The organism is Burkholderia sp. BE12 (assembly GCF_002959955.1).
Lineage (GTDB): Bacteria > Pseudomonadota > Gammaproteobacteria > Burkholderiales > Burkholderiaceae > Burkholderia.
On the sequence record NZ_PREY01000013.1, the window covers coordinates 85,169 to 108,561 of the forward strand.

General features: G+C 65.7%; 17 protein-coding genes. 1 reads left to right on the forward strand and 16 read right to left on the reverse strand.

The window, feature by feature from the left end; all coding sequences use genetic code 11:
- Window position 1: 1 nt before the first annotated feature.
- The 4 genes from C4B30_RS16675 to hemE all read right to left on the reverse strand — a co-directional run bounded on the left by C4B30_RS16675 (window position 2) and on the right by hemE (window position 9,474).
- Window positions 2-1,141: a branched-chain amino acid ABC transporter substrate-binding protein gene (locus C4B30_RS16675; RefSeq protein ID WP_027783174.1), complete on the reverse strand. Its 1,140-nt coding sequence runs from the start codon at window positions 1,139-1,141 to the stop codon at window positions 2-4.
- 84 nt (window positions 1,142-1,225) lie between these two features.
- Complete coding sequence (gene putA, locus C4B30_RS16680) at window positions 1,226-5,158, reverse strand: trifunctional transcriptional regulator/proline dehydrogenase/L-glutamate gamma-semialdehyde dehydrogenase (protein ID WP_105132706.1); 3,933 nt, start codon at window positions 5,156-5,158, stop codon at window positions 1,226-1,228.
- Between the two features lie 507 nt (window positions 5,159-5,665).
- Complete coding sequence (locus C4B30_RS16685) at window positions 5,666-7,927, reverse strand: primosomal protein N' (RefSeq protein WP_105132754.1); 2,262 nt, start codon at window positions 7,925-7,927, stop codon at window positions 5,666-5,668.
- 452 nt (window positions 7,928-8,379) lie between these two features.
- Entirely contained in the window at window positions 8,380-9,474 is a 1,095-nt protein-coding gene (hemE, locus tag C4B30_RS16690) for a uroporphyrinogen decarboxylase (protein WP_306427300.1), read from the reverse strand.
- 149 nt (window positions 9,475-9,623) lie between these two features.
- Here hemE and C4B30_RS16695 point away from each other — a divergent pair, with 149 nt between their 5' ends.
- Window positions 9,624-10,424, forward strand: a complete 801-nt coding sequence (locus tag C4B30_RS16695) for a transporter substrate-binding domain-containing protein (RefSeq protein ID WP_105132707.1) — start codon at window positions 9,624-9,626, stop codon at window positions 10,422-10,424.
- Between the two features lie 745 nt (window positions 10,425-11,169).
- On the opposite strand, the gene C4B30_RS16710 is transcribed toward C4B30_RS16695, so the two are convergent.
- The 12 genes from C4B30_RS16710 to C4B30_RS16770 all read right to left on the reverse strand — a co-directional run bounded on the left by C4B30_RS16710 (window position 11,170) and on the right by C4B30_RS16770 (window position 23,371).
- Window positions 11,170-12,897 (reverse strand): AMP-binding protein, encoded by a 1,728-nt coding sequence (locus tag C4B30_RS16710; protein ID WP_105132709.1) that lies wholly within the window; start codon window positions 12,895-12,897, stop codon window positions 11,170-11,172.
- Between the two features lie 255 nt (window positions 12,898-13,152).
- A complete protein-coding gene (locus C4B30_RS16715; RefSeq protein ID WP_027783168.1) occupies window positions 13,153-13,578 on the reverse strand; it encodes a F0F1 ATP synthase subunit epsilon in 426 nt (141 codons plus the stop codon).
- 216 nt (window positions 13,579-13,794) lie between these two features.
- Complete coding sequence (atpD, locus tag C4B30_RS16720; protein ID WP_027783167.1) at window positions 13,795-15,189, reverse strand: F0F1 ATP synthase subunit beta; 1,395 nt, start codon at window positions 15,187-15,189, stop codon at window positions 13,795-13,797.
- Window positions 15,190-15,264: 75 nt separating this feature from the next.
- Entirely contained in the window at window positions 15,265-16,140 is an 876-nt protein-coding gene (gene atpG / locus C4B30_RS16725; RefSeq protein ID WP_027783166.1) for a F0F1 ATP synthase subunit gamma, read from the reverse strand.
- Between the two features lie 71 nt (window positions 16,141-16,211).
- Entirely contained in the window at window positions 16,212-17,753 is a 1,542-nt protein-coding gene (atpA, locus tag C4B30_RS16730) for a F0F1 ATP synthase subunit alpha (protein ID WP_027783165.1), read from the reverse strand.
- A gap of 44 nt (window positions 17,754-17,797) precedes the next feature.
- Complete coding sequence (locus C4B30_RS16735) at window positions 17,798-18,337, reverse strand: F0F1 ATP synthase subunit delta (RefSeq protein ID WP_027783164.1); 540 nt, start codon at window positions 18,335-18,337, stop codon at window positions 17,798-17,800.
- A 2-nt stretch (window positions 18,338-18,339) separates the two neighbouring features.
- A complete protein-coding gene (locus tag C4B30_RS16740) occupies window positions 18,340-18,810 on the reverse strand; it encodes a F0F1 ATP synthase subunit B (RefSeq protein ID WP_027783163.1) in 471 nt (156 codons plus the stop codon).
- A 127-nt stretch (window positions 18,811-18,937) separates the two neighbouring features.
- The gene (atpE, locus tag C4B30_RS16745; protein ID WP_025990054.1) at window positions 18,938-19,207 is read right to left on the reverse strand and encodes a F0F1 ATP synthase subunit C; all 270 of its coding nucleotides are present in this window, start codon (window positions 19,205-19,207) and stop codon (window positions 18,938-18,940) included.
- 74 nt (window positions 19,208-19,281) lie between these two features.
- Window positions 19,282-20,133 (reverse strand): F0F1 ATP synthase subunit A, encoded by an 852-nt coding sequence (atpB, locus tag C4B30_RS16750; RefSeq protein ID WP_027783162.1) that lies wholly within the window; start codon window positions 20,131-20,133, stop codon window positions 19,282-19,284.
- 111 nt (window positions 20,134-20,244) lie between these two features.
- Entirely contained in the window at window positions 20,245-20,772 is a 528-nt protein-coding gene (locus tag C4B30_RS16755; protein ID WP_105132710.1) for an ATP synthase subunit I, read from the reverse strand.
- Between the two features lie 564 nt (window positions 20,773-21,336).
- On the reverse strand, window positions 21,337-22,467 hold the full coding sequence (locus tag C4B30_RS16765) for an SLC13 family permease (protein ID WP_105132711.1): 1,131 nt from the start codon (window positions 22,465-22,467) through the stop codon (window positions 21,337-21,339).
- 10 nt (window positions 22,468-22,477) lie between these two features.
- Window positions 22,478-23,371: a ParB/RepB/Spo0J family partition protein gene (locus tag C4B30_RS16770; protein ID WP_027783159.1), complete on the reverse strand. Its 894-nt coding sequence runs from the start codon at window positions 23,369-23,371 to the stop codon at window positions 22,478-22,480.
- Window positions 23,372-23,393 lie beyond the last annotated feature (22 nt).

Here is a 23,393-nt window from a genome sequence, read left to right on the forward strand (position 1 = left end):
CTTACTTGCCGCCGATGCTCTTCAGCGGCTTCCACTCGCCCTTCTCGACCTTGTACATCGTGATGCCGCCGTTCTTCAGGTCGCCCTTCGCGTCATACGCGACGTGGGTCGACGTGACGCCGGCCATGTCGGTCTTCGCGAGCACCGGCAGGTACTTCGCCGGGTCGGTCGAATCGGCCTTCTTCATCGCGTTCAGCATCGCCATCGCGCCGTCGTACGCGTACGGCGAGTACGTCTGCACGTCTTCGCCGAAGCGCTTCTTGTACTTGTCGGCGTAACCCTTGCCGCCCGGCATTTCTTCCAGCGGGAGGCCGGCCAGCGACGCGATCGTGCCTTCGGCCGCGTTGCCCGCGATCTTCAGGAACGTCGGCGTCTTCACCATTTCGCCGCTCATCAGCGGTGCGGTGATGCCGAGCGTCTTCATCTGCTTGACCATCGGCGCTGCCTGCGAATCCGCGCCGCCGTAGTAGACGAGGTCCGGCTTGGCCGCCTTCAGCTTCGTGAGAATCGCCTTGAAGTCGACGGCCTTGTCGTTCGTGAATTCACGGTCGACGATCGTCGCGCCGCCGGCCTTCGCGGCCTTCTCGAACTGGTCGGCGAGACCCTGGCCGTAGGCCGTGCGGTCGTCGACGATCGCGATCTTCTTCATGCCGAGATCCTTCGACGCGAACGTGCCGGCCACCGAGCCCTGCTGCGTGTCGGACGTCATCATGCGGAAGGTCGTCTTGTAGCCTTGCTGCGTGTATTCCGGCGCCGTCGCCATCGCGATTTCCGGAATGCCGGCGTTAGCGTAGATGCGCGAGGCCGGAATCGTCGTGCCCGAGTTGAAGTGGCCGAGCATGCCCTTGATGCCGTCGTCGACCAGCTTCTGCGCGACCGTCGTACCCGTGCGCGGGTCAGCCTGGTCGTCCTGCGTGTCGAGCACGAACTTCACGGCCTTGCCGCCGATCTTCGGGTTCGTCGCGTTGAAATCCTCCAGCGCGAGCACGATCCCGTTCTGCATATCCTTGCCGTAGTGCGCCTGCGCGCCCGTCATCGGCCCTGCGTAACCGATCTTCACGTCATCCGCATGGGCCGTCCCCGCCAGCGACATGACCGCGACGAACGTCGCGCCTGCCACCTTTTTCATCGTGTGTTGCATAGCATCTCCTTGGTACCAGGGTAAATGGAGCGGCTTCGGGATCGCCTTGCCGCTTCCTTTGTTTGATCCGAACGGCAAGGATGATCAGCCGATCGTCATCAAATTCGCATTGCCGCCCGCCGCGGCCGTGTTCACGCTCACCGAGCGCTCCGTCAGGAGCCGCTCGAGCGCGTAGTCTTCCGCATCGCCGTTCTCGAACGCGCCCACCGACACGCCCTGCACCGACACGATCGGGCCCGGCCGCTGCGCGACGTCCTTCACGAGCGTCTGCAGCTCGTCGCTGTCGCCTTCGAACAGCACCGCGTCGAACGGCGCGTCGGCCTGCTTGCGCACGGCCGCGTGCGCCTTCAGCGACGCCGGCAGCGCGGCGACCAGCGCCTCGCCCGCCGCGCCGGCGAACAACGCGCGGTTGCCCGTCGCCAGCACCGCCGCGAACTGCGCACGCGCGCCGCCCGGCGTGGCCGCGACACACAGCACCGTGCCGCGCGGGCCGAGTGTATACGTGTTTCGCTCGCCCGTCGGGCCGGTCAGCACGGCGGTCGCGCCGGCCGGCACCTGCGCGAGATAGCCGTCGCAACGCGCGGCCAGTGCCGGCTCGCGCTGCTCGATCAGCCAGTCGCGCAGCGTCGTGAGCGCCGCCGCCGGGTTGCCGCGCGCATCGCTTTCGGTCGCGCCGTCCGCCACCAGCGACTGCGCGAGCGAGCGCGGCAGGCCCGACGGACGCGTCGCGAGCAGGCGCTGCAGGTACAGCGCGCCGCCGGCCTTCGGGCCCGTGCCCGACAGCCCTTCGCCGCCGAACGGCTGCACGCCGACCACCGCGCCGATCACGTTGCGGTTCACGTAGATGTTGCCCACGTGCGCATTCGAGATCACGTGCGCGATCGTCTCGTCGATCCGCGTGTGGATGCCCAGCGTCAGCCCGTAGCCGGTCGCGCGGATCTGCTCGAGCAGCTTGTCGAGCTGGTTGCGGCGGTAGCGCACCACGTGCAGCACGGGGCCGAACACTTCACGCTTCAACTCGTCGATGCTGCCGATCTCGATCAGCGTCGGCGGCACGAACGTGCCGTGCGCGCAGGTCTCGGGCATCGGCAGTTGCGTGACCGCGTGGCCCTTGTCCTTCATCGCCGCGACGTGCGTGTCGATCGTCTGCTTCGCTTCGGCGTCGATCACCGGGCCGACGTCGGTCGACAGCCGGTCGGGGTTGCCGAGCGTCAGCTCGTGCATCGCGCCCTTGAGCATCGTCAGCGTGCGGTCCGCGACGTCGTCCTGCAGACACAGAACGCGCAGCGCCGAACACCGTTGACCGGCCGAGTCGAACGACGACTGCATCACGTCCGCGACGACCTGCTCCGCGAGCGCCGACGAGTCGACGATCATCGCGTTCTGGCCGCCCGTTTCGGCGATCAGCGGAATCGGCTTGCCGTCCGGATCGAGGCGCGCGGAGAGCGTCTTGTTGATCAGGCGCGCGACTTCGGTCGAACCCGTGAACATCACCGCACGCGTGCGCGGATCGGCGACCAGCGCCGCGCCGACGGTCTCGCCGGTGCCCGGCAGCAGTTGCACCGCGCCGGCCGGCACCCCGGCCTCGCGCAGCAGGCGCACGGCTTGCGCGGCGATCAGCGGAGTCTGTTCGGCCGGCTTCGCGAGCACCGTGTTGCCGGCGGCCAGCGCCGCGGCCACCTGGCCCATGAAGATCGCGAGCGGGAAGTTCCACGGGCTGATGCAGACCACGGGGCCGAGCGGACGGTGCGTGTCGTTCGAGAATTCGCCGCGGATCTGCGCCGCGTAGTAGCGCAGGAAGTCGACCGCTTCGCGGATCTCGGCGATCGCGTTAGGCAGCGACTTGCCGGCTTCGCGCACGATCAGGCCCATCAGCGTGTGCATCTGCGCTTCGAGCAGGTCGGCCGCGCGCACCAGGCAATCGGCGCGCGCGTCGACCGGCGTCGCCTGCCAGATCGGGGCGGCGGCCACCGCGTGCGCGAGCGCCGCGCTCACGTGTTCGGCCGTCGCTTCGCTGACCGTGCCGACCACGTCGCGCTGGTCGGCCGGGTTGCGCACGTCGCGTGCCGGTGCGTCGGCGAGCGCGTCGTCGGCGAGCATCGGCGCCGCGCGCCACGGATGGTGCGCGCTCGCGAGCAGCGCGGACGACAGCGACGCGAGACGGTGTTCGTTCGACAGGTCGAGGCCCATCGAGTTGGGACGCTCGTCGCCATACAGGTTGCGCGGCAGCGGGATCTTCGCGTGCGGCGCGCCGAGCGGCACGACCTTCGATGCTTCGTCGGCCGGATCGGCGACCAGTTCCTTCACCGACACCGTCTTGTCGGCGATACGGTTCACGAACGACGTGTTCGCGCCGTTTTCCAGCAGACGGCGCACGAGGTACGCGAGCAGCGTCTCGTGCGTGCCGACCGGTGCGTACACGCGGCACGGACGGTTCAGCTTGTCGCGGCCCGTGACTTCCTCGTACAGCGGCTCGCCCATCCCGTGCAGGCACTGGAATTCGTACTGGCCCGGGTAGTAGTTCTGGCCCGCGAGCTGGTAGATCGCGGCCAGCGTGTACGCGTTGTGCGTCGCGAACTGCGGATACACGGCATCCGGCGCCGCGAGCAGCTTCTTCGCGCACGCGAGGTACGACACGTCGGTGTAGATCTTGCGCGTGTAGACCGGATAGCCTTCGAGGCCGTCGACCTGCGCCCGCTTGATTTCGGTATCCCAGTACGCGCCCTTCACCAGACGGATCATCAGGCGGTGACGGCTGCGGCGCGCGAGATCGATCAGGTAGTCGATGACGAACGGGCAGCGCTTCTGGTAGCCCTGCACGACGAAGCCGATGCCGTTCCAGCCCGCGAGCTCCGGATCGAAACACAGCGCCTCGAGCAGGTCGAGCGACAGTTCGAGGCGGTCGGCCTCTTCCGCGTCGATGTTCAGCCCGATGTCGTAGCGGCGCGCGAGCAGCGCGAGCGCACGCACGCGCGGCAGCAGTTCGCTCATCGTGCGGTCCTGCTGCGAGCGCGAGTAGCGCGCGTGCAGCGCCGACAGCTTGATCGAGATGCCCGGGCCTTCGTAGATGCCGCGGCCGCCGGCCGCCTTGCCGATCGCATGGATCGCCTGTTCGTACGACGCGTAGTAGCGCAGCGCATCCTCTTCGGTCGTTGCCGCTTCGCCGAGCATGTCGTACGAATAGCGGAAGCCGCGCGCTTCGTACTTGCGGCTGTTCGCGAGTGCTTCGGAGATCGTTTCGCCGGTGACGAACTGCTCGCCCATCAGGCGCATCGCCATGTCGACGCCCTTGCGGATCAGCGGCTCGCCGCCGCGGCCGATCAGGCGCGTGAGCGCCGACGACAGGCCCGCTTCGCTGTTGGTCGTCACGAGCTTGCCGGTGATCATCAGCCCCCACGTCGCCGCGTTCACGAACAGCGACGGCGCGTGGCCGACGTGCGAGCGCCAGTCGCCCTTGCTGATCTTGTCGCGGATCAGCGCATCGCGCGTCGCGCGATCGGGAATACGCAGCAGCGCTTCGGCGAGACACATCAGCGCAACGCCTTCCTGGCTCGACAGCGAGAACTCGTGGATCAGCCCTTCGACGCCGCCGCCCGAGCTCTTCTCGCGCAGCGTCTCGACCAGCTTCGTCGCGAGCGCCTGCGCGTCCGCCTGCAGGTTCGCGGGGAGACGCGCCTGGCCGAGCAGGAACGGCACGCATTCCGGTTCCGGGCGGCGGTACGCGGCCGTGATCGCCGCGCGCAGCACCGATTGCGGCTGCACGTTCTGCGCGAACTCGAGGAACGGATGCGACGAGTTGTCGTCGTCGCCGTCCGCGGCCTGCCCGTCGGCGAGCTCCGTCACGCCGCTGTGGCCCGACAGCTCGGCCGGCAACTGGCCGTGCTCGATCCGCTCGAGATACGCGAAGATCGCCTGCTTGATCAGCCAGTGGGGAGTGCGCTCCAGACGCGCGGCGGCGTCCTTGAGGCGCGAGCGGAGAAGGTCGTCGACTTTGACGCCGAGAGTCGTGCTTGCCATGGTGGGTTCGTGCGCCGGTGCGAGCCCGGCAATGTGGTGTAAGAGGATGCGCGAAATCCTACGGCACGCAATAAAAAGGTGCAACCAAATTGAGAGGCAGGTTGCACCCATAAGTTATTCAATATAATCAGACACTTATCCGGTTGCAACCTAGGGGTTGCCCGTGGTCTCGGGATCGGTGTTTTCCCTGATCGCGCCGGTTCGGCGGGCGTGTGCAACCCTCGGCATGCGCTAAAGCGACCGAAAACGGGTTGCACTGGGGTGATGTGGTGCGGTGCCGGCGTCGGGCACGCGACGGCGGAAGACGGTTCCGGGCTTCCGGGCTTCCGGGCTTCCGGGCTTCCGGGCTTCCGGGCTTCCGGGCTTCCGGGCTTCCGGGCTCCCTGGCTCCCTGGCTCCCTGGCTCCCTGGCTCCCTGGCTCCCTGGCTCCCTGGCTCCCGGGCTCCCGGGCTTCCTGGCCTCCTGGCTTCCGGCAGCGGCCCACACGGCGCCCTCGGCCACGCCGCTCAGATATCCAGCGGATCGACCTCGACGCTCCACCGCAACACGCCCTTCAGCGCGCGCAGCTCCGGCAGCCATGCGCGCAGCGCATGCTGCAGCGCCGCCCGCGACGCGCTTTCGAGCAGCAGTTGCGCGCGGTGGACGTTCGCGACCTTCACGATCGTCATCGGCACCGCGTCGTACACGGTCACACGATCGGCGCCCGGCAGCCCCGGCAACGCGGCCGCGGCCTGCAGCAGGAACGCGAGCGCCGCGTCGAGCGTGCGGCCTTCGGCGCGCAGCAGCGCCTGGTAGACGAACGGCGGCAGGTGCGCGTCGCGACGCTCGCCGAGCGTCGAATTCGCGAAGCCCACGTAGTCCTGCCGCCCGAGCGCGTGGTACAGCGCGTGACGCGGGTAGCGCGTCTGCACCATCACCTCGCCCGGCAGCCCGGCACGCCCCGCGCGACCGCTCACCTGCATCAGTTGCGCGAACAGCCGCTCGCTCGCGCGGAAGTCGTGCGAGAACAGCGCGGTATCGGCATTGAGCACGCCGACGAGCGACACGCGCTGGAAATCGTGCCCCTTCGCGATCATCTGCGTGCCGACCAGGATGTCGACTTCGCCCGCGTGCACGTCCGAGAACAGTGCCTGCGCACTGCCCTTGCGGCGCGTGCTGTCCGCGTCGATCCGCAGAATCCGCGCGCCCGGCACGGCCTCGGCGAGCGCCTCCTCGATGCGCTGCGTCCCGCGTCCGAGCGGCGCGATATCGACGTTCCCGCACTCGGGGCACGACCGCGGAATGCGCGCTTCCCAGCCGCAGTGATGGCAGCGCAGCGCGTGCTCGGGCTTGTGCAGCACGACGTAGGCGCTGCAGCGCGGACAGCCGGCCACCCAGCCGCATGCGTCGCACGCGAGCTGCGGCGCGTAACCGCGCCGGTTCAGGAACACGAGGCTCTGTTCGCCGCGTTCGAGCCGCGCCTTCAGCGCCGCGACGAGCGGCCCCGACAGCCCGCCCATCGACGCGCGCCCGCGCCGCCGCTCTTCTTCGAGGTCGATCAGCCGCACGGTCGGCAGCGTCGCGTCGGCCACCGCGCGGCGCGACAGCGTGAGCCGCGTGTAGCGCCCCTGCTCGGCCTGCCACCAGGTTTCGAGCGACGGCGTGGCCGAGCCGAGCACGACCGTGATGCCGAGCTGTTTCGCGCGCCACACGGCCAGGTCGCGCGCCGAATAGCGCAGCCCTTCCTGCTGCTTGTACGCGGGCTCGTGCTCTTCGTCGACGACGATCAACGCGAGCGTCGGCATCGACGCGAGCACCGCGAGGCGCGTGCCGAGCACGATCCGCGCACGGCCCGTGTGCGCGGCGAGCCAGTTGCGCGCCCGCTCGCCTTCGGCAAGCCCGCTGTGCAGCGTGACGATCGCATCGTCGGCGAGCGCGCCCGCGAAGCGTGCGCGAAACGCGGCCTCGAATTGCGGCGTCAGGTTGATTTCGGGCACGAGCACGAGCGCCTGCGCGTCCGGCCGCGCGTCGAGCAGCGACGCGAGCGCATGCAGATAGACCTCGGTCTTGCCGCTGCCCGTCACGCCGTGCAGCAGGAATGGCGCGAACCCCTGCGCGGCGCGGAGCGCGTCGAGCGCCTCGGCCTGCTGGTCCGTCAACGCCGGCGGCACAGCGCGTCCACCGTTTGTCGACAGGTTATCCACAGGTTTGGTCACAGGCGCATCGGCCCAGCCGATCTCCTCGACGTCCACCCAGCCGCGCGCCGCCCAGTCGTCGAGCGTCGCGGCCGCCTTCGGATGCAGCGCACGCGCGTCGGGCAGCGTCAGCGAGCCGGTATCGACGAGCGCCTGCGCGAGCCGGCGCAGCGCGGCGCCGCGCGCGGGCAACGCATCGGGCAGCGCCGCGCGGCCGGCTTCGGTCGGCCGGTAGCGTACTTCCGGCGCGAGCAGCCGCCCCCAGCGCCCGGCGTCGCGCAACGCCTGCGGCAGCGCCGGCAACGCGACTTCGCCGCGCCCGCGCTGATAGTAGTCGGCGGCGAACGACACGAGCGCGAGCCAGTCGGCCGACAAGGGCGGCAGGTCGGCGCAGATCGCATCGACCGCGCGCAGCCGCGACGGCGGCACATCGGTGTGAGTGGTGACTTCGCAGACGAGCCCGACGGCCTGCCGCTTGCCGAACGGCACCTGCACGAGCGTGCCGGGCATGGGCGCCGGCTGCACGTCGCAGCGGTAGTCGAACAGGGTCGCGAGCGGATGGTCGAGCGCCACGCGCAGGTAGGTGCCGCTCATCGACATGCTCCGGCAGCGGCGGCATGCGGCGGACAGACGGCTTGCATCCTCGCCCGCACCGCGACGGCGAACTTAAAGTAAAACTTCAGATTCGGCGCTAAGTTTTGGATTCGCATTAGGAATCGCCGTATACCCTGCCACAGCCTGTGGATAACTTTGTTGAGAACTCGCCGCTCAACGGCCGCAACGCGCGCGGGGCCGCGCTTTCCGCTGTTTTTCGCCGCTTGCCGCGGGGCCCCGCGAAGCCTTATTCCATAAGGCTGCTATTCAAATTACCTAACCATAGCGAGATAAATTGACCGATACGGGGCTCTACCGCGCTGCAACGTGGAAAATGTGTATAAGTCAAGTCTTGACAAGCACCGAATCGGCAACGGGAGCGGGGTTGCGTCTTGTTTAGTTTCAGAAACGAAACACCGTCATTCCGCAACGCAGCATGGCGGCGCTTGCGTTCAGCTCGCCGTTCCGCTACGGATCGCGCGGCTGTGGGTATGCACTTCGTCGACGAGTTCGGCGACGTGATCGGGCGACGTGAATTGCGAAATACCGTGCCCGAGGTTGAACACGTGGCCCGGATGGTTGCCGTAGCTGTCGAGCACCGCGCGCGCCTGTTCGCGCACCGCCGCCGGCGGCGCGAACAGGATCGTCGGATCGAGGTTGCCCTGCAGCGCCACGCGCCCCGCGACGCGCTCGCGCGCGGCGCCGAGGTTGACCGTCCAGTCGAGCCCGACCGCGTCGACGCCGGTCGCCGCGATCTCCTCGAGCCACAGCCCGCCGCCCTTCGTGAACGTGATCACCGGCACGCGCTCGCCGTCGTGCTCGCGCTTGAGCTGCGACACCACGCGGCGGATGTAATCGAGCGAGAAGCGCTGGTACGCGCCGTCGGCCAGCGCGCCGCCCCACGTATCGAAGATCATCACGGCCTGCGCGCCCGCTTCGATCTGTGCGTTCAGGTACGCAGCCACCGCCTGCGCGTTCACGTCGAGGATCCGGTGCATCAGGTCGGGGCGCGAATACGCCATCGACTTCACCGTGCGGAAATCGTCCGAGCCGCCGCCTTCGACCATGTAGCACGCGAGCGTCCACGGGCTGCCCGAGAAACCGATCAGCGGCACGCGCTGACGGCCCTGGCCGTCGGTGAGCGCGCGGCGGATCTCGCGCACGGCGCCCGTCACGTAGCCGAGCGTCTCCTCGATGTCCGGCACCGCGAGCTTCGCGACGTCGGCCTCGGTGCGCACCGGATGCGCGAACTTCGGCCCTTCGCCGACCTGGAAGTCGAGGCCGAGCCCCATCGCGTCGGGAATGGTCAGGATGTCCGAGAACAGGATCGCGGCGTCGAGCGGAAAGCGCTCGAGCGGCTGCAGCGTCACTTCGGTCGCGTAGTCGGGATTCTTCGCGAGGCCGAGGAAGCTGCCGGCGCGCGCGCGCGTCGCGTTGTATTCGGGCAGGTAGCGGCCGGCCTGGCGCATCAGCCAGATCGGCGTGTAGTCGGTCGGCTCGCGCAGAAGCGCACGCAGGAAGGTGTCGTTGAGCAGGTTATGGGCCACGGTAGGAGCGACGATGCGAAGGCAAAGCGGCATTTTACCGGACAGCCGCGATCGGACTGCGCATGCCGATGCGATGGCGGCCATATGACGCGCGCGATGGCTCCGTTATGATCGGACGCTCATATCGAACCGAACGAAGGAGGAGACCGATGAAGACATTCGCCACGCTCGCCGCAGCCGCGTTGCTGTGCTGCACCGCCGCGCACGCGCAGACCGCGGCCGGCACCGCCACGACCGCGCCGGCCGCCGGCTCGCGGCTCGACGACGTGCTCGCGCGCGGCGCGCTGCGCGTGTGCACGACGGGCGACTACAAGCCGTATTCGTACTACCGGGCGGACGGCCGCTTCGAGGGCATCGACATCGACATGGCGGAATCGCTCGCGAAATCGCTCGGCGTGAAGACCGACTACGTGAAGACGAGCTGGTCGAACCTCGCCAACGACTTCGTCGCGAAGTGCGACATCGCGGTAGGCGGCGTGTCGACGACGCTCGAGCGCCAGAAGCGCGTGTTTTTCACGCAGCCGTACGTGGTCGACGGCAAGACGCCGATCGTGCGCTGCGCGGATGCCGACAAGTACCAGACCGTCGCGCAGATCGACCGGCCCGAGACGCGCGTGATCGTGAATCCGGGCGGCACCAACGAGCGCTTCGCGAAGCAGTTCTTCGCGCACGCGAAGCTGGCCGTCTATTCGGACAACGTGACGATCTTCAAGCAGATCCTCGCGGGCAAGGCCGACGTGATGGTGACGGATGCATCCGAGACGCTGTTGCAGCAAAAGCTGAATCCGGGCCTCTGCTCGGTGCACCCGGACAAACCGTTCCAGTTCGGCGAGAAGGCGTACATGGTGCCGCGCGGCGACGTCGTGTTCCAGCAGTACGTCGACCAATGGCTGCATCTTGCGCTGTCCACCGGTGAATATCAGGCAATTTCGGACAAGTGGCTGAAGTAAGCGGGCCTGCGCCATGGCGGCCGATCGCGGGCACCGACCCCGCGGCGGCCGGGCGGCGATCGCTCGTCTCGGCGGCGGCCGGCATGCCGCCGTTACATCTTCCCTTCGCGCCGCGGCGCCCGCTCTCGGTGCAAAACCCGTCGGATTGGCCGAACGGCCGACTTTCGCGCGTATCGATCACGTTTCAAAATCTTTCTGACGAATGAATCGTAATGCGCAGTATCGATCGCGCCATGCACTTTCTCGCGTGAAAATCGGCAATTCATCGCGCCCGAGACACGTGAAAAACGCATCGCGCGCATACCTTGAAAACGCGGCGGAAAATATGGGTAAAAATGACCTTTTTCAGGACCCCGAAAACAGCAAAAAATCCCGGAAAGCCTTATCTGGCGGGCGTTACAACCTGAAACACTTTGTTACCGCGACGGGTCATTAATTCGCCCACAATGGGCCTCAACGGTTTCAACACGGATGCGGTCTCGTGTGCCAAGTGTGAGCGGACGCGAAGCGCTGCGAGCCAGTCGGTCACGTACCGAAGCCCTTCCGAGGGGCATCCCTGTTGGAGTCGTTTCCGGCTCCCCGCCGGACACGGTTTCATCTTTGGTCTCCTCGCGCTAACCCCGTAGCGTGTGGTTTTTAGCGGGCTAATAAGCCCGCTTTTTTTCGTCCATCGAAAACGTAGCGACCTGCATGATCGGCCCGCAGGCCGCCATGTTCCTCCCGCATTTTCGCGCATCGTCCCGCTTCAAGCGGTCTTCTGCACGTCGAGCTTCAGCTCCTCGATCATCCGGTCGCGCATCACGAACTTCTGCACCTTGCCCGTCACCGTCATCGGCAGTTCGTCGACGAAGCGGATATAGCGCGGAATCTTGTAGTGCGCGATCTGCCCGTTGCAGAACGCGCGCACGTCGTCCTCGGTCATCTGCTCGTCCGCGCGCAGCACGATCCACGCGCACAGCTCCTCGCCGTACTTCGCATCGGGCACGCCGAATACCTGTGCGCTCTGGATCTTCGGATGCCGGAACAGGAATTCCTCGATCTCGCGCGGATAGACGTTCTCGCCGCCGCGAATCACCATGTCCTTCAGGCGGCCGACGATGTTGCAGTAGCCGTCCTCGTCGAGCGTCGCGAGGTCGCCCGTATGCATCCAGCCGTCGATCAGCACCTCGCGCGTCTTTGAGTCGTCGTCCCAGTAGCCGAGCATCACCGAATAGCCCTTCGTGCACAGCTCGCCCGTCGCGCCGACCGGCACGATGTCGCCGGCCGGATCGACGATCTTCACTTCGAGATGCGGCTGGATGCGGCCGACCGTCGTCGTGCGCTTTTCCAGCGGATCGTCGGTCGAGCTCTGGAACGACACGGGGCTCGTCTCCGTCATCCCGTACGCGATCGTGATTTCGGAAAGATGCATCTGCGACACGACGCGCTTCATCGTCTCGATCGGGCACGGCGAGCCTGCCATGATCCCGGTGCGCAGCGTCGACAGGTCGAATTTCGCGAATTCCGGATGATCGAGCTCCGCAATGAACATCGTCGGCACGCCGTGCAGCGCGGTGCAGCGTTCTTCGGCCACCGCTGCGAGCGTCGCGACCGGGTCGAACGCTTCGCCGGGGAACACCATCGCGGCGCCCTTCGACACGCATGCGAGCACGGCCAGCACCATCCCGAAGCAGTGATAGAGCGGCACCGGGATGCAGAGCGAATCCTGTTCGGTGAAACGCATCGCCATCGCGATCGAGCGCGCGTTGTTGACGACGTTGCGGTGCGTGAGCGTCGCGCCTTTCGGGCTGCCGGTCGTGCCGCTCGTGAACTGGATATTGATCGGATCGTGGGCCTCGAGCGTCGCGCCGATCGCATCGAGCAGCGCCGGATCGACGGCCTGGCGCCCGCGCGCCATCACGTCCGCGAAGCGGAACATGCCGGCGGGCGCCGCCTCGCCCATCGACACGACCGTGCGCAGGCTCGGCACGCGCGCCGCGTGCAGGTCGCCCGGCGTCGCGCTCGCGAGCTCCGGCGCGATGGTCTGCAGCATCTCGACGTAGGCGGACGTCTTGAAGCGCTCGGCCGCGATCACGGCCTTGCAGCCGACCTTGTTCAGCGCGTATTCGAGTTCCGACAGCCGGTAGGCCGGATTGATGTTGACGAGCACCGCGCCGATCCGCGCGGTCGCGAACTGCGTGAGCAGCCATTCGCTGCGGTTCGGCGACCAGATGCCGACGCGGTCGCCCTTCACGATCCCGAGCGCGGCGAGCCCCGCGGCCAGCACGTCGACCTCGTTCGCGAACTCGCGCCAGGTCCACCGCACCTGCTGCTCGCGGAACACGACGGCCGGACGATCGGGAAAGCGGCCGGCCGTGTCGAGCAGGAACCGGCTGATCGTCGCTTCGGATAGCGGCACGTCGGTTGCGCCGCGCACGTACGACAGTCCGTTTTCGGGCGCGATCAGCGCCCCCTTGCCAAGGTCTGCTGCCATCGATGTCTCCGTCCGTTTTTGTCTGATCGGCCCGCGCGTGCGCCGCGCCCGTCTCCGCCGCAACGATCGCGACGGCCAGCCTCACCGCGGATGATGCCGCGCTCCGCTGACGACACTCTGACATCGAATCGCGGCGGACGGGTGAAATAGCACGACCGGACGATACGATCCGGCCCGCAAAAAGACGGACGAAAACCGCAGACGAAAAAAAAGCAGCCCGAAGGCTGCTTTCTTTCGCGGGATACGCGGCGCGGCTCAGTGCCGGCTGCGAATCTTCGCCAGACGCTGGATCGCCTCGAGCTGCGCCATCGCGGTCGCGAGCTCGGATTGCGCTTTCGCGAGGTCGAGATCCGACTTCGCGTTCTGCAGCGTTTCCTCGGCGCGCTTGCGCGCTTCCTCGGCCTTCGCCGAGTCGAGATCCTTGCCGCGGATCGCGGTATCGGCGAGCACCGTCACGGCGCCCGGCTGCACTTCGAGAATGCCGCCCGCGACGAACACGAATTCGTCGTTGCCGCCCTCGACTTCGATGCGCACCGCACCCGGACGAATCCGCGTGATCAGCGGCGTGTGGCCCGGCAGGATGCCCAGCTCACCCGCTTCGCCCGGCAGCGCGACGAATTTCGCCACGCCCGAGAAGATCTGCTCTTCCGCGCTGACGACGTCTACTTTGATGGTTGCCATATCGACTCCTGTCGATCGGTGTCGGCGCTTTGGCGCTTACTCCGATCCCATGCCGTGGTTGGCGAGAGTTGGCGCTTCAGCGCTTACTCTCGGCCCGCGGCGCTCTCATGCACGGCGGGTTGAGCATGTTGCGGCCGGCACGTGCCGGCCGGAACCTCAGTCAACGACGACTGACATCCCGGCCGACACGCGTCAGCATGCGACTCACTCAAGCCCTTACTGGATCTTCTTGGCCTTTTCGAAGGCTTCGTCGATCGTGCCGACCATGTAGAACGCCTGTTCCGGCAGGTGGTCGCACTCGCCTTCGACGATCATCTTGAAGCCACGGATCGTTTCCTTCAGCGGCACGTACTTGCCCGGCGAGCCCGTGAACACTTCTGCAACGTGGAACGGCTGCGACAGGAAACGCTGGATCTTACGTGCGCGCGCGACCGACAGCTTGTCTTCCGGCGACAGTTCGTCCATGCCCAGAATCGCGATGATGTCGCGCAGTTCCTTGTAGCGCTGCAGCGTCTGCTGCACGCCGCGCGTGATCGAGTAGTGCTCTTCGCCGATCACGTTCGGGTCGATCTGGCGCGACGTCGAGTCGAGCGGATCGACTGCCGGGTAGATACCCAGCGAAGCGATGTCACGCGACAGAACGACGGTTGCGTCCAGGTGGCCGAAGGTGGTGGCCGGCGACGGGTCGGTCAAGTCATCCGCAGGGACGTACACGGCCTGAACCGACGTGATCGAGCCCTTCTTGGTCGACGTGATGCGCTCTTGCAGCTTGCCCATTTCTTCAGCCAGCGTCGGCTGATAGCCCACTGCCGACGGCATACGGCCGAGCAGTGCCGACACTTCGGTACCGGCCAGCGTGAAACGGTAGATGTTGTCGACGAAGAACAGCACGTCGAGGCCTTCGTCACGGAAGTGCTCGGCCATCGTCAGGCCGGTCAGCGCGACGCGCAGACGGTTGCCCGGCGGCTCGTTCATCTGGCCGTACACGAGCGCGACCTTGTCGAGAACGTTCGAGTCCTTCATTTCGTGGTAGAAGTCGTTCCCTTCACGGGTACGCTCGCCCACGCCCGCGAACACGGAGTAACCGCCGTGCTCCTTCGCGATGTTGTTGATGAGCTCCATCATGTTGACGGTCTTGCCCACGCCTGCACCACCGAACAGACCGACCTTGCCGCCCTTTGCGAACGGGCAGATCAGGTCGATGACCTTGATGCCCGTTTCGAGCAGTTCGGTCGACGGCGACAGTTCGTCGAACGCCGGCGCCTTCTGGTGGATCGAACGCGTCACGTCGCTGGCGATCGGGCCAGCCTCGTCGATCGGACGGCCGAGCACGTCCATGATCCGGCCGAGGGTCGGCTTGCCGACCGGCACCGAGATCGGCTTGCCCGTGTTCTTCACGACCAGGCCGCGGCGCAGGCCGTCGGATGCACCCAGACAGATGGTGCGGACCACGCCGTCGCCCAGCTGCTGCTGGACTTCGAGCGTCAGTTCCGAGCCATCGAGCGTCAGCGCGTCGTAGATCTTCGGCATGGTTTCGCGCGGGAATTCCACGTCGATAACGGCGCCGATGCACTGTACGATCTTGCCTTCTACCAAAGCAGCAGTACTCATCGCTTTTCCTTTAAATACCTGATTCTTTACTCGCGCAAAGGCGCAGTTTCCCGAGCGTCAAATTCCCGCGCGCGCTTAAACAGCAGCAGCGCCGCCGACGATCTCCGACAGTTCTTTCGTGATCGCGGCCTGACGGCTCTTGTTGTAAACCAATTGCAGCTCGCTGATCACCGTCTTCGCGTTGTCCGAAGCAGCCTTCATCGCGACCATTCGCGCCGATTGTTCCGACGCCATGTTTTCCGCCACGGCCTGGTACACGAGCGCCTCGACGTAACGCACGAGCAGTTCGTCGACCACCGCGGGCGCATCCGGTTCGTAGATGTAGTCCCACGCCGTGGACGGCGTGTCGCTGTCGCCCTCGAGACGATCCGACGACAGCGGCAACAGCTGTTCGATCACCGCTTCCTGCTTCATCGTGTTGATGAAGCGCGTGTACCCGATATAGACAGCCGACAGCTTGCCTTCCGAGTACTGATCGAGTTGCGTCTTCACTGCGCCGATCAGCTTGTCGAGATGCGGCGTATCGCCGAGATGCACGACCTGCGAGATCACCTTCGCGCCGAAACGATTCAGGAACCCGAGGCCCTTGCCGCCGATCGCGGTGGCTTCGACCTTCTGGCCCTTCTCTTCCAGCTCCTTGAACTTCTGCAGCGTGGCGCGCAGCACGTTCGTGTTCAAGCCGCCGCACAGACCCTTGTCGGTCGTGACGAGGATGATGCCGGCCGTGTTCGCGCCGTCGTTCGCCACCATGAACGGGTGGCGGTACTCCGGGTTCGCGCGGCCCATGTGCGCGGCGATGGCGCGGACCTTCTCCGCATACGGGCGGGCAGCGCGCATGCGTTCCTGCGCGCGACGCATCTTCGATGCGGCCACCATCTCCATCGCCTTCGTGATCTTGCGCGTGTTTTGCACGCTCTTGATCTTCCCGCGAATTTCCTTCATTCCAGCCATAGCTTGCTCCTTGACCGAAGCGGCGCGGGCGCGTTATGCGGCCCGCGCCGCTTCAAGGTGTCCCTCGCGGATCAATAGGCACCGGACTTCTTGAAGGCGTCGAGCGCGGCGCGCAGCGCGCCTTCGTCGTCCTTCGACAAGTCCTTGTTGTCTTCGATGCGCTTGATGAGGTCAGCGTGGCTCGTCTTCAGGAATTCGCGCATGCCCTTCTCGAACGGCAGCACGTCCTTGACGTCGATGTCGTCGAGGTAGCCATTGTTCGCAGCGAACAGCGACACGGCCAGCTCCCACACCTGCAGCGGCTGATACTGCGGCTGCTTCAGCAGTTCCGTCACGCGGCGGCCGCGCTCGAGCTGCTTGCGGGTCGCTTCGTCGAGGTCCGACGCGAACTGTGCGAACGCGGCGAGCTCACGGTACTGCGCGAGGTCGGTACGGATACCGCCCGACAGCTTCTTGACGACCTTCGTCTGCGCAGCGCCACCGACACGCGACACCGACACGCCGGCGTTGATTGCCGGGCGGATGCCTGCGTTGAACAGGTCGGTTTCCAGGAAGATCTGGCCGTCGGTAATCGAGATCACGTTCGTCGGAACGAACGCCGTCACGTCGCCTGCCTGCGTTTCGATGACCGGCAGTGCCGTCAGCGAACCGCTCTTGCCCTTCACTTCGCCGTTCGTGAACTTCTCGACGTAGTCTTCCGACACGCGAGCCGCGCGCTCGAGCAGACGCGAGTGCAGATAGAACACGTCGCCCGGGTACGCTTCACGGCCCGGCGGGCGGCGCAGCAGCAGCGAGATCTGGCGATATGCCCATGCCTGCTTGGTCAAGTCGTCGTAAATGATCAGCGCGTCCTGGCCGCGATCGCGGAAGTATTCGCCCATCGTGCAGCCCGCATACGGTGCGAGGTACTGCATCGCGGCCGAATCCGACGCCGAAGCGGCGACCACGATGGTGTACTCCATCGCGCCCGTTTCTTCGAGCTTGCGCACCACGTTCATGATCGACGAAGCCTTCTGGCCGATCGCGACGTAGATACAGATCAGGTCCTTGCCCTTCTGGTTGATGATCGCGTCGATCGCCACCGCGGTCTTGCCGCACTGACGGTCGCCGATGATCAGCTCACGCTGGCCACGGCCGATCGGCACCATCGCGTCGATCGACTTGAGGCCCGTCTGCACCGGCTGCGACACCGACTTGCGCCAGATCACGCCCGGCGCGATCTTTTCGATTGCGTCGGTCAGCTTCGCGTTGACGGGACCCTTGCCGTCGATCGGGTTGCCGAGCGCATCGACCACGCGGCCGATGAGTTCCGGGCCGACCGGGACTTCGAGAATGCGGCCCGTCGTCTTGACGATGTCGCCTTCCGAGATGTGTTCGTATTCGCCGAGAATCACCGCGCCGACCGAGTCGCGCTCGAGGTTCAGCGCGAGGCCGAACGTGTTGCCCGGAAACTCGAGCATTTCGCCCTGCATCACGTCCGACAGGCCGTGGATACGCACGATACCGTCGGTCACGGAGATCACGGTGCCCTGGTTGCGAACGTCCGCGTTCGCTTCAAGGCCCTGGATCCGGCTCTTGATCAGCTCGCTGATCTCAGAGGGATTGAGTTGCATTATTCGCTCCTGATAGTCAATTCTGTTGCGTGCCGGCGTGGCGCTCAGGCGGCCAGAGCGGCCTGCATCGAAGCAAGGCGCGCGCGAACCGAGGTGTCGAGCACTTCGTCGCCGACCGTCACGCGCACGCCGCCGATCAGCGACGAATCGACTTGGACCGTCGGCTTCAGCTTGCGCTTGAACTTGCGCTCGAGGCCGGAGACGAGCCCTTCGAGCTCGGTACCGTTCAGCGGATACGCGCTGACGATGGTGGCATCGGCGGCGCCTTCACGCGCATTTTTCAACTCGTCGAACTGCGTGGCGATTTCCGGCAGCAGCGCGATACGATGATTGTCGACCAGCATCTGCACGAAGTTCTTCGCCTCGGCGCTTGCCGCGAGCGGCGACTTCTGCGTGGCGAGCAACAGCTCCACCACTTGCGCACGGGTCACCTTCGGGCTCGACGCGACGGACAACACATCGGGCAGACGCGCAACCTGGGCCAGCTCTTGCACGAGCGAGGACCAGGCGGCGATGTCACCCGCCTCGGCCACGCGGAACAGCGCTTCAGCGTAAGGGCGGGCGATGGTTGCAAGTTCGGCCATGATCAGAGCTCGGCTTTCAGTTGATTCAGCAGTTGGGCGTGGGCCGTTTGATCGACTTCGCGCATCAGGATCTGCTCGGCGCCCTTGACGGCCAGGCTGGCGACTTCGCCGCGCAGCGTTTCACGCGCCTTCACGATTTGCTGGTCGGCGTCCGCCTTCGCTTGCGCGATGATGCGGGCGGCTTCGGCGTGTGCCTGGGCCTTGATTTCGTCGGCAACGGCCTGCGCGCGCTTTTCAGCGTCGGCAATGCGTTGCTGACCGTCGTTGCGGGCCTGCACGAGTTCCTGTTCGACGCGCTTGTGCGCCGCCACGAGTTCCGCCTGCCCCTTTTCCGCAGCCGAGAGGCCGTCGGCAATTTTCTTCGAGCGCTCGTCGAGGGCGTTGATCAACGGCGGCCACACGAACTTCATCGTGAACCACGCGAGGATCAGGAACACGACCATTTGCGCAAACAGGGTTGCGTTGAGATTCACGGTGTTTCCTTATCTGCTATTCCGGAAATTGAAACGAGGAGGAGCGCGTCGAAACTGAATTCGATTGGCGCTCGTCATCCGTTCCACCCTGCGCCGGCGATGCCTGGCGCAATGCTTCCGAGGAACCTTAGCCTGCGAGCTTCGACAGGAGCGGGTTCGCGAATGCAAACAGCATTGCCACGCCGACGCCAATCAGGAACGCCGCATCGATCAGGCCAGCCAGCAGGAACATCTTCGTTTGCAGCGGGTTGATCAGCTCGGGCTGACGTGCGCATGCTTCGATGTACTTGCCACCCATCAGGCCGATACCGATACAGGCGCCGATAGCACCCAGGCCGATGATGATGCCGATACCGATAGCGGTCAGACCCTGGATGTTGGCGATGAAAGCTTGCATGATCACTCCTTTGTGAAAAGACTTGGAACTGGAATTAAAAAACTAAAAACAAACCTGCTTGATTGCCCCGCCGCTCAGTGCGACTCGTGTGCCTGACCGAGATACACCAGCGTGAGCATCATGAAAATGAACGCCTGCAGCAAAACGATCAGGATGTGGAAGATCGCCCAGATGCTGCCCGCGAGGATGTGGCCGATGAAGCCGAGCACCGACGCGTCCGCGCCGAAGCCCCACATGCTGCCCAGCAACGCGATCAGCAGGAACAGCAGTTCGCCCGCGTACATGTTGCCGAACAGCCGCATGCCGAGCGACACGGTCTTGGCGACGTATTCGACGATGTTCAGGCCGAGGTTCGGGATCCACAGCAGCGGATGCGCACCGAACGGAGCCGACACGAGCTCATGCACGAAGCCGCCCGCGCCCTTGATCTTGATGCTGTAGTAGATCATCAGCACGAACACGCCGAGCGCGATGCCGAGCGTACCGTTGAGGTCGGCCGTCGGGACGATGCGATGGTGCGAAATCACGTCCGACAGACCGAGCGCGCCGATGATGCGGCCCGGCAGGTCGACGGGGAGGAAGTCGAGGGAGTTCATCAGCGCGACCCAGATGAACACGGTCAGCGCGAGCGGCGCGATGAAGGTACGATTGCCGTGCACGACGGCCTTCGACTGGTCTTCCACCATCTCGACGATCATCTCGATCGCGCACTGGAAGCGACCCGGCACGCCCGGCGTTGCCTTGCGGGCAGCCATGTACAGGATCAGAATCGTAGCGAGACCGCAGACGATCGACCAGAACAGCGTGTCGAGATTCCAGACGTGGATATCGAAAATCGACGTCTGATGCGCGGTGGAGAAATTCTGCAAGTGGTGCGCAATGTACTCGGACGGATCCAGAGCACGCGAGCCTTCGCTGGTTGCCATATCGTTAGTGCCACCCAAATTGTCGAAAATCGGTCGTCCGCTTCGCCGCAACACTCTATTGCGGGAACGCGCCTGCGCAGGTTCCGGTCAAACCGCGCAAGACTTCAAAGCCTATCGCCAGGCCAGCGCTATCCAGTACGTTTTCAGCACGAGCAGGTACGTAATCAGCAGGGGCACCCAGTGCACACCGGGATACCACACGGCGATCGCCACGAACATCGCGATCGTCGCACCCATCTTGACTACTTCACCGACCACCCAGCCCATCACGGTGTCGGCACCGCCTCGCCTCAAACGCGCCGCGAACAATGCGCTCGGCACCCAGCCAATCGCTCCGCCCATGAATGCCGATTGCGCAGCGGCGCCCGGCGGCTTCGAGGAAAACAGCCACCACGCCAGCGTTGCAACCAGGGACAAGACCACTTGCGCGATCACCACCCGGTAAGGCGTGACCCGTGAGGGTCGGCTCACGTCCGGGCCGAACAGCGTCTCCGCTTCTGCCCGCGTAAGCGGAACGATTGTATTGTCTTGCTGCTCGGCATCCCATTCGTCGTCGGCGGCATGCCGCCCGTCGACCACCGGTTGAGTGCGGCGCGCGCTGTGCTTGTCGTGACCTTCGATCGGCTCCTGACTCGCCATCGCAACCTTCCGCAAATTCCCAATCCGCCCCAAACTTTCCGAAAGCTTTCGGGGGTGCCTAGCTAACAAATCCGGGCGATTGTAAGCGATAGTTGCAAGTGATTCAAGGCTTTAGACGTGATAAAAACCGGCGTAAAACGACACGTCATCATGTGGAAAAAACATGCGATTCGATGACGTACGATGACAGTTGTAAGGTCAGATTCGGGCAGCGGTAGTTCTTGCTCGAACAAATCCGGTGACGGGCAGCATGGCGGGAAACGATGCCCGATGGGGACCAGGAGGAAGCGGCGCGACCGCCGCCGCGCATTCGCTGCAGTGCAGCCGTCAGGAACGGCCCGGCGCGACGCGGCGGAACAAGCGGAACACCGTGCCCGGACCACCGCGCGCGACCCGCGAGATTCGACCGGATGTTCGCGCATCGATTCATCCAGTCAGTTGTCGCGCCGCCACAGATGTTCGACTGTGGGTTGCGGCACTTATCAACAGCCCTGAACGCCGCGAACGCCGTGCGCCCCGCTCGTCACCCGAACGGCACACCTGTGCCGCACGCACCGGCCTCGCTCAACCGTGCATGAGCAGCCACGCGCCGAGCACCGCGCTCACCAGCGCGAACGGAATCGACACGAGGTGGAACGGCAGCCACATGCGCGGCTCCTTCGCAAGACGCACCGCGATCAGGTTCGCGAGCGAGCCGATCGCGAAACCGAAGCCGCCTACCGATACGCCGAATGCAAGCGCGCGCCAGTCGTGCGTGAACTCCGACAGCAGGATCGCGGCCGGCACGTTGCTGATCGCCTGCGACAGCACGGCGCCGGCGGCATAGACACGCAGCGGCGAATCGAGTTGCGCGTGCGCGATCGCGTCGTGCACGACGGGCAGCGCAGCCGCACTGCGCAACACGACGAACATCAGCACGAAGATCAGCAGCAGCAGCCAGTCGATCTTCAGGACTGCGTCGCGTTTGACGGCGAGCAGCACGATCGCGACACCGACGAGGCCCGGCAGCGGATGGTGCGCATCGGCGAGCAGCACGAACGCGGCGAACAGCACCGCCGCGATCAGCGCATGCAACCGTTGTACGGGAAAGGCGGCAGCGTCGCCGGACAGGTCGAGCGGTTTCGCGCGAAACATCAGCGCAGTCAGCACGAGCAGCAGCGCCATCAGCGCGAGGGCGAGCGGCCCGAGCGTGACCACGAAGCGGCCGAACGACACGCCGCTCAATTGCCACAGGAAAAGATTCTGCGGATTGCCGAGCGGTGTCGCGACGGACCCCGCATTGACGGCCAGCGCGACGACGATCACGAGCCGCCGGAACGGCAGCGGTGTCAGCGCGCGTAGCGACACCATCAACGGCACGACCACGAACAGCGCGACGTCGTTGGTGAGCCACATCGACAACACCGCGGCGAAGCCGACGAGCAGCATCGCGAGCCCGCGTTCGGAATGCACGTGATGCACGATGCGATGCGCGAGCCACATCAGGCAGCCGGACAGCTCGAGCGCCTTGGTCAGCATCAGCAGGCCCGCGAGCGTCGCGACCGTCTGCCAGTCGACGCGATCGGCGAGTACCGAAAATGGTTGCGGACGCACCCATTGCAGCACGATCAGGCCAAGCGCGAGCACCGACAGCACCGGTTCCTGCGCAAGCCAGCCGAGCCACCGGCGCGGCGCCGGTGTGCCCATCTGTTCCATGGGTCGCCCGTTACTCTTCGGTCGCGACGTTGCCGCGCAGTCGCGCGAGAATGCCCTCGAGCGCGTCGAGGTTCCCGAAGTCGATCAGCACCTGCCCTCGCCCGCGACGGCCGAGCTTGATCTTCACCGTCGACGCGAGGAGGTCGGACAACTCCTCTTCGAGGCGACGCGTATCGCGGCCGCCATCGTCCTTCGCACGCGCCTTCACGGCCGGCGCTTCCCTGGTCGTGTGCGCGACGAGCTTCTCGGTCTCGCGCACCGACATGCGCTTGTTGACCACCTGATGCGCGAGCGTGATCTGCGTGGCGGCATCGACGGCGAGCAGCGCGCGCGCGTGCCCCATGTCGAGATCGCCGGCCAGCAGCATCGTCTGCACCGGCGACGCGAGGTTCAGCAGGCGCAGCAGGTTCGACACCGCGCTGCGCGAACGGCCGACCGATTCGGCGGCCTGTTCGTGCGTGAAACCGAACTCGTCGAGCAGGCGCTGGATACCGTGCGCCTCTTCAAGCGGGTTCAGGTCCTCGCGCTGGATGTTCTCGATCAGCGCCATCGCGGCGGCAGCCTGATCGGATACGTCCTTCACGAGCACCGGCACTTCATCGAGGCCGGCCAGACGCGCGGCACGGAAACGCCGCTCGCCCGCGATGATCTCGTATTTGTCTGATGAAATGGGCCGTACCAGGATCGGCTGCATCACGCCCTGCGCGCGAATGCTTGCCGCGAGCTCCTGCAGGCTGCCCTCGTCCATCCGCGTGCGCGGCTGGTACTTGCCGGCTTGCAGCTTGCCGAGCGCGAGCGTGTTCGGTGCGCCTTCGATCTTCACCGCTTCGGTGATATCGGCACTGCCGCCGAGCAGCGCTTCGAGGCCACGTCCCAAGCCCTTCTTCTTTGGTACCGCGTTCATGTCTTTCTTCCTCGCTTCGCTC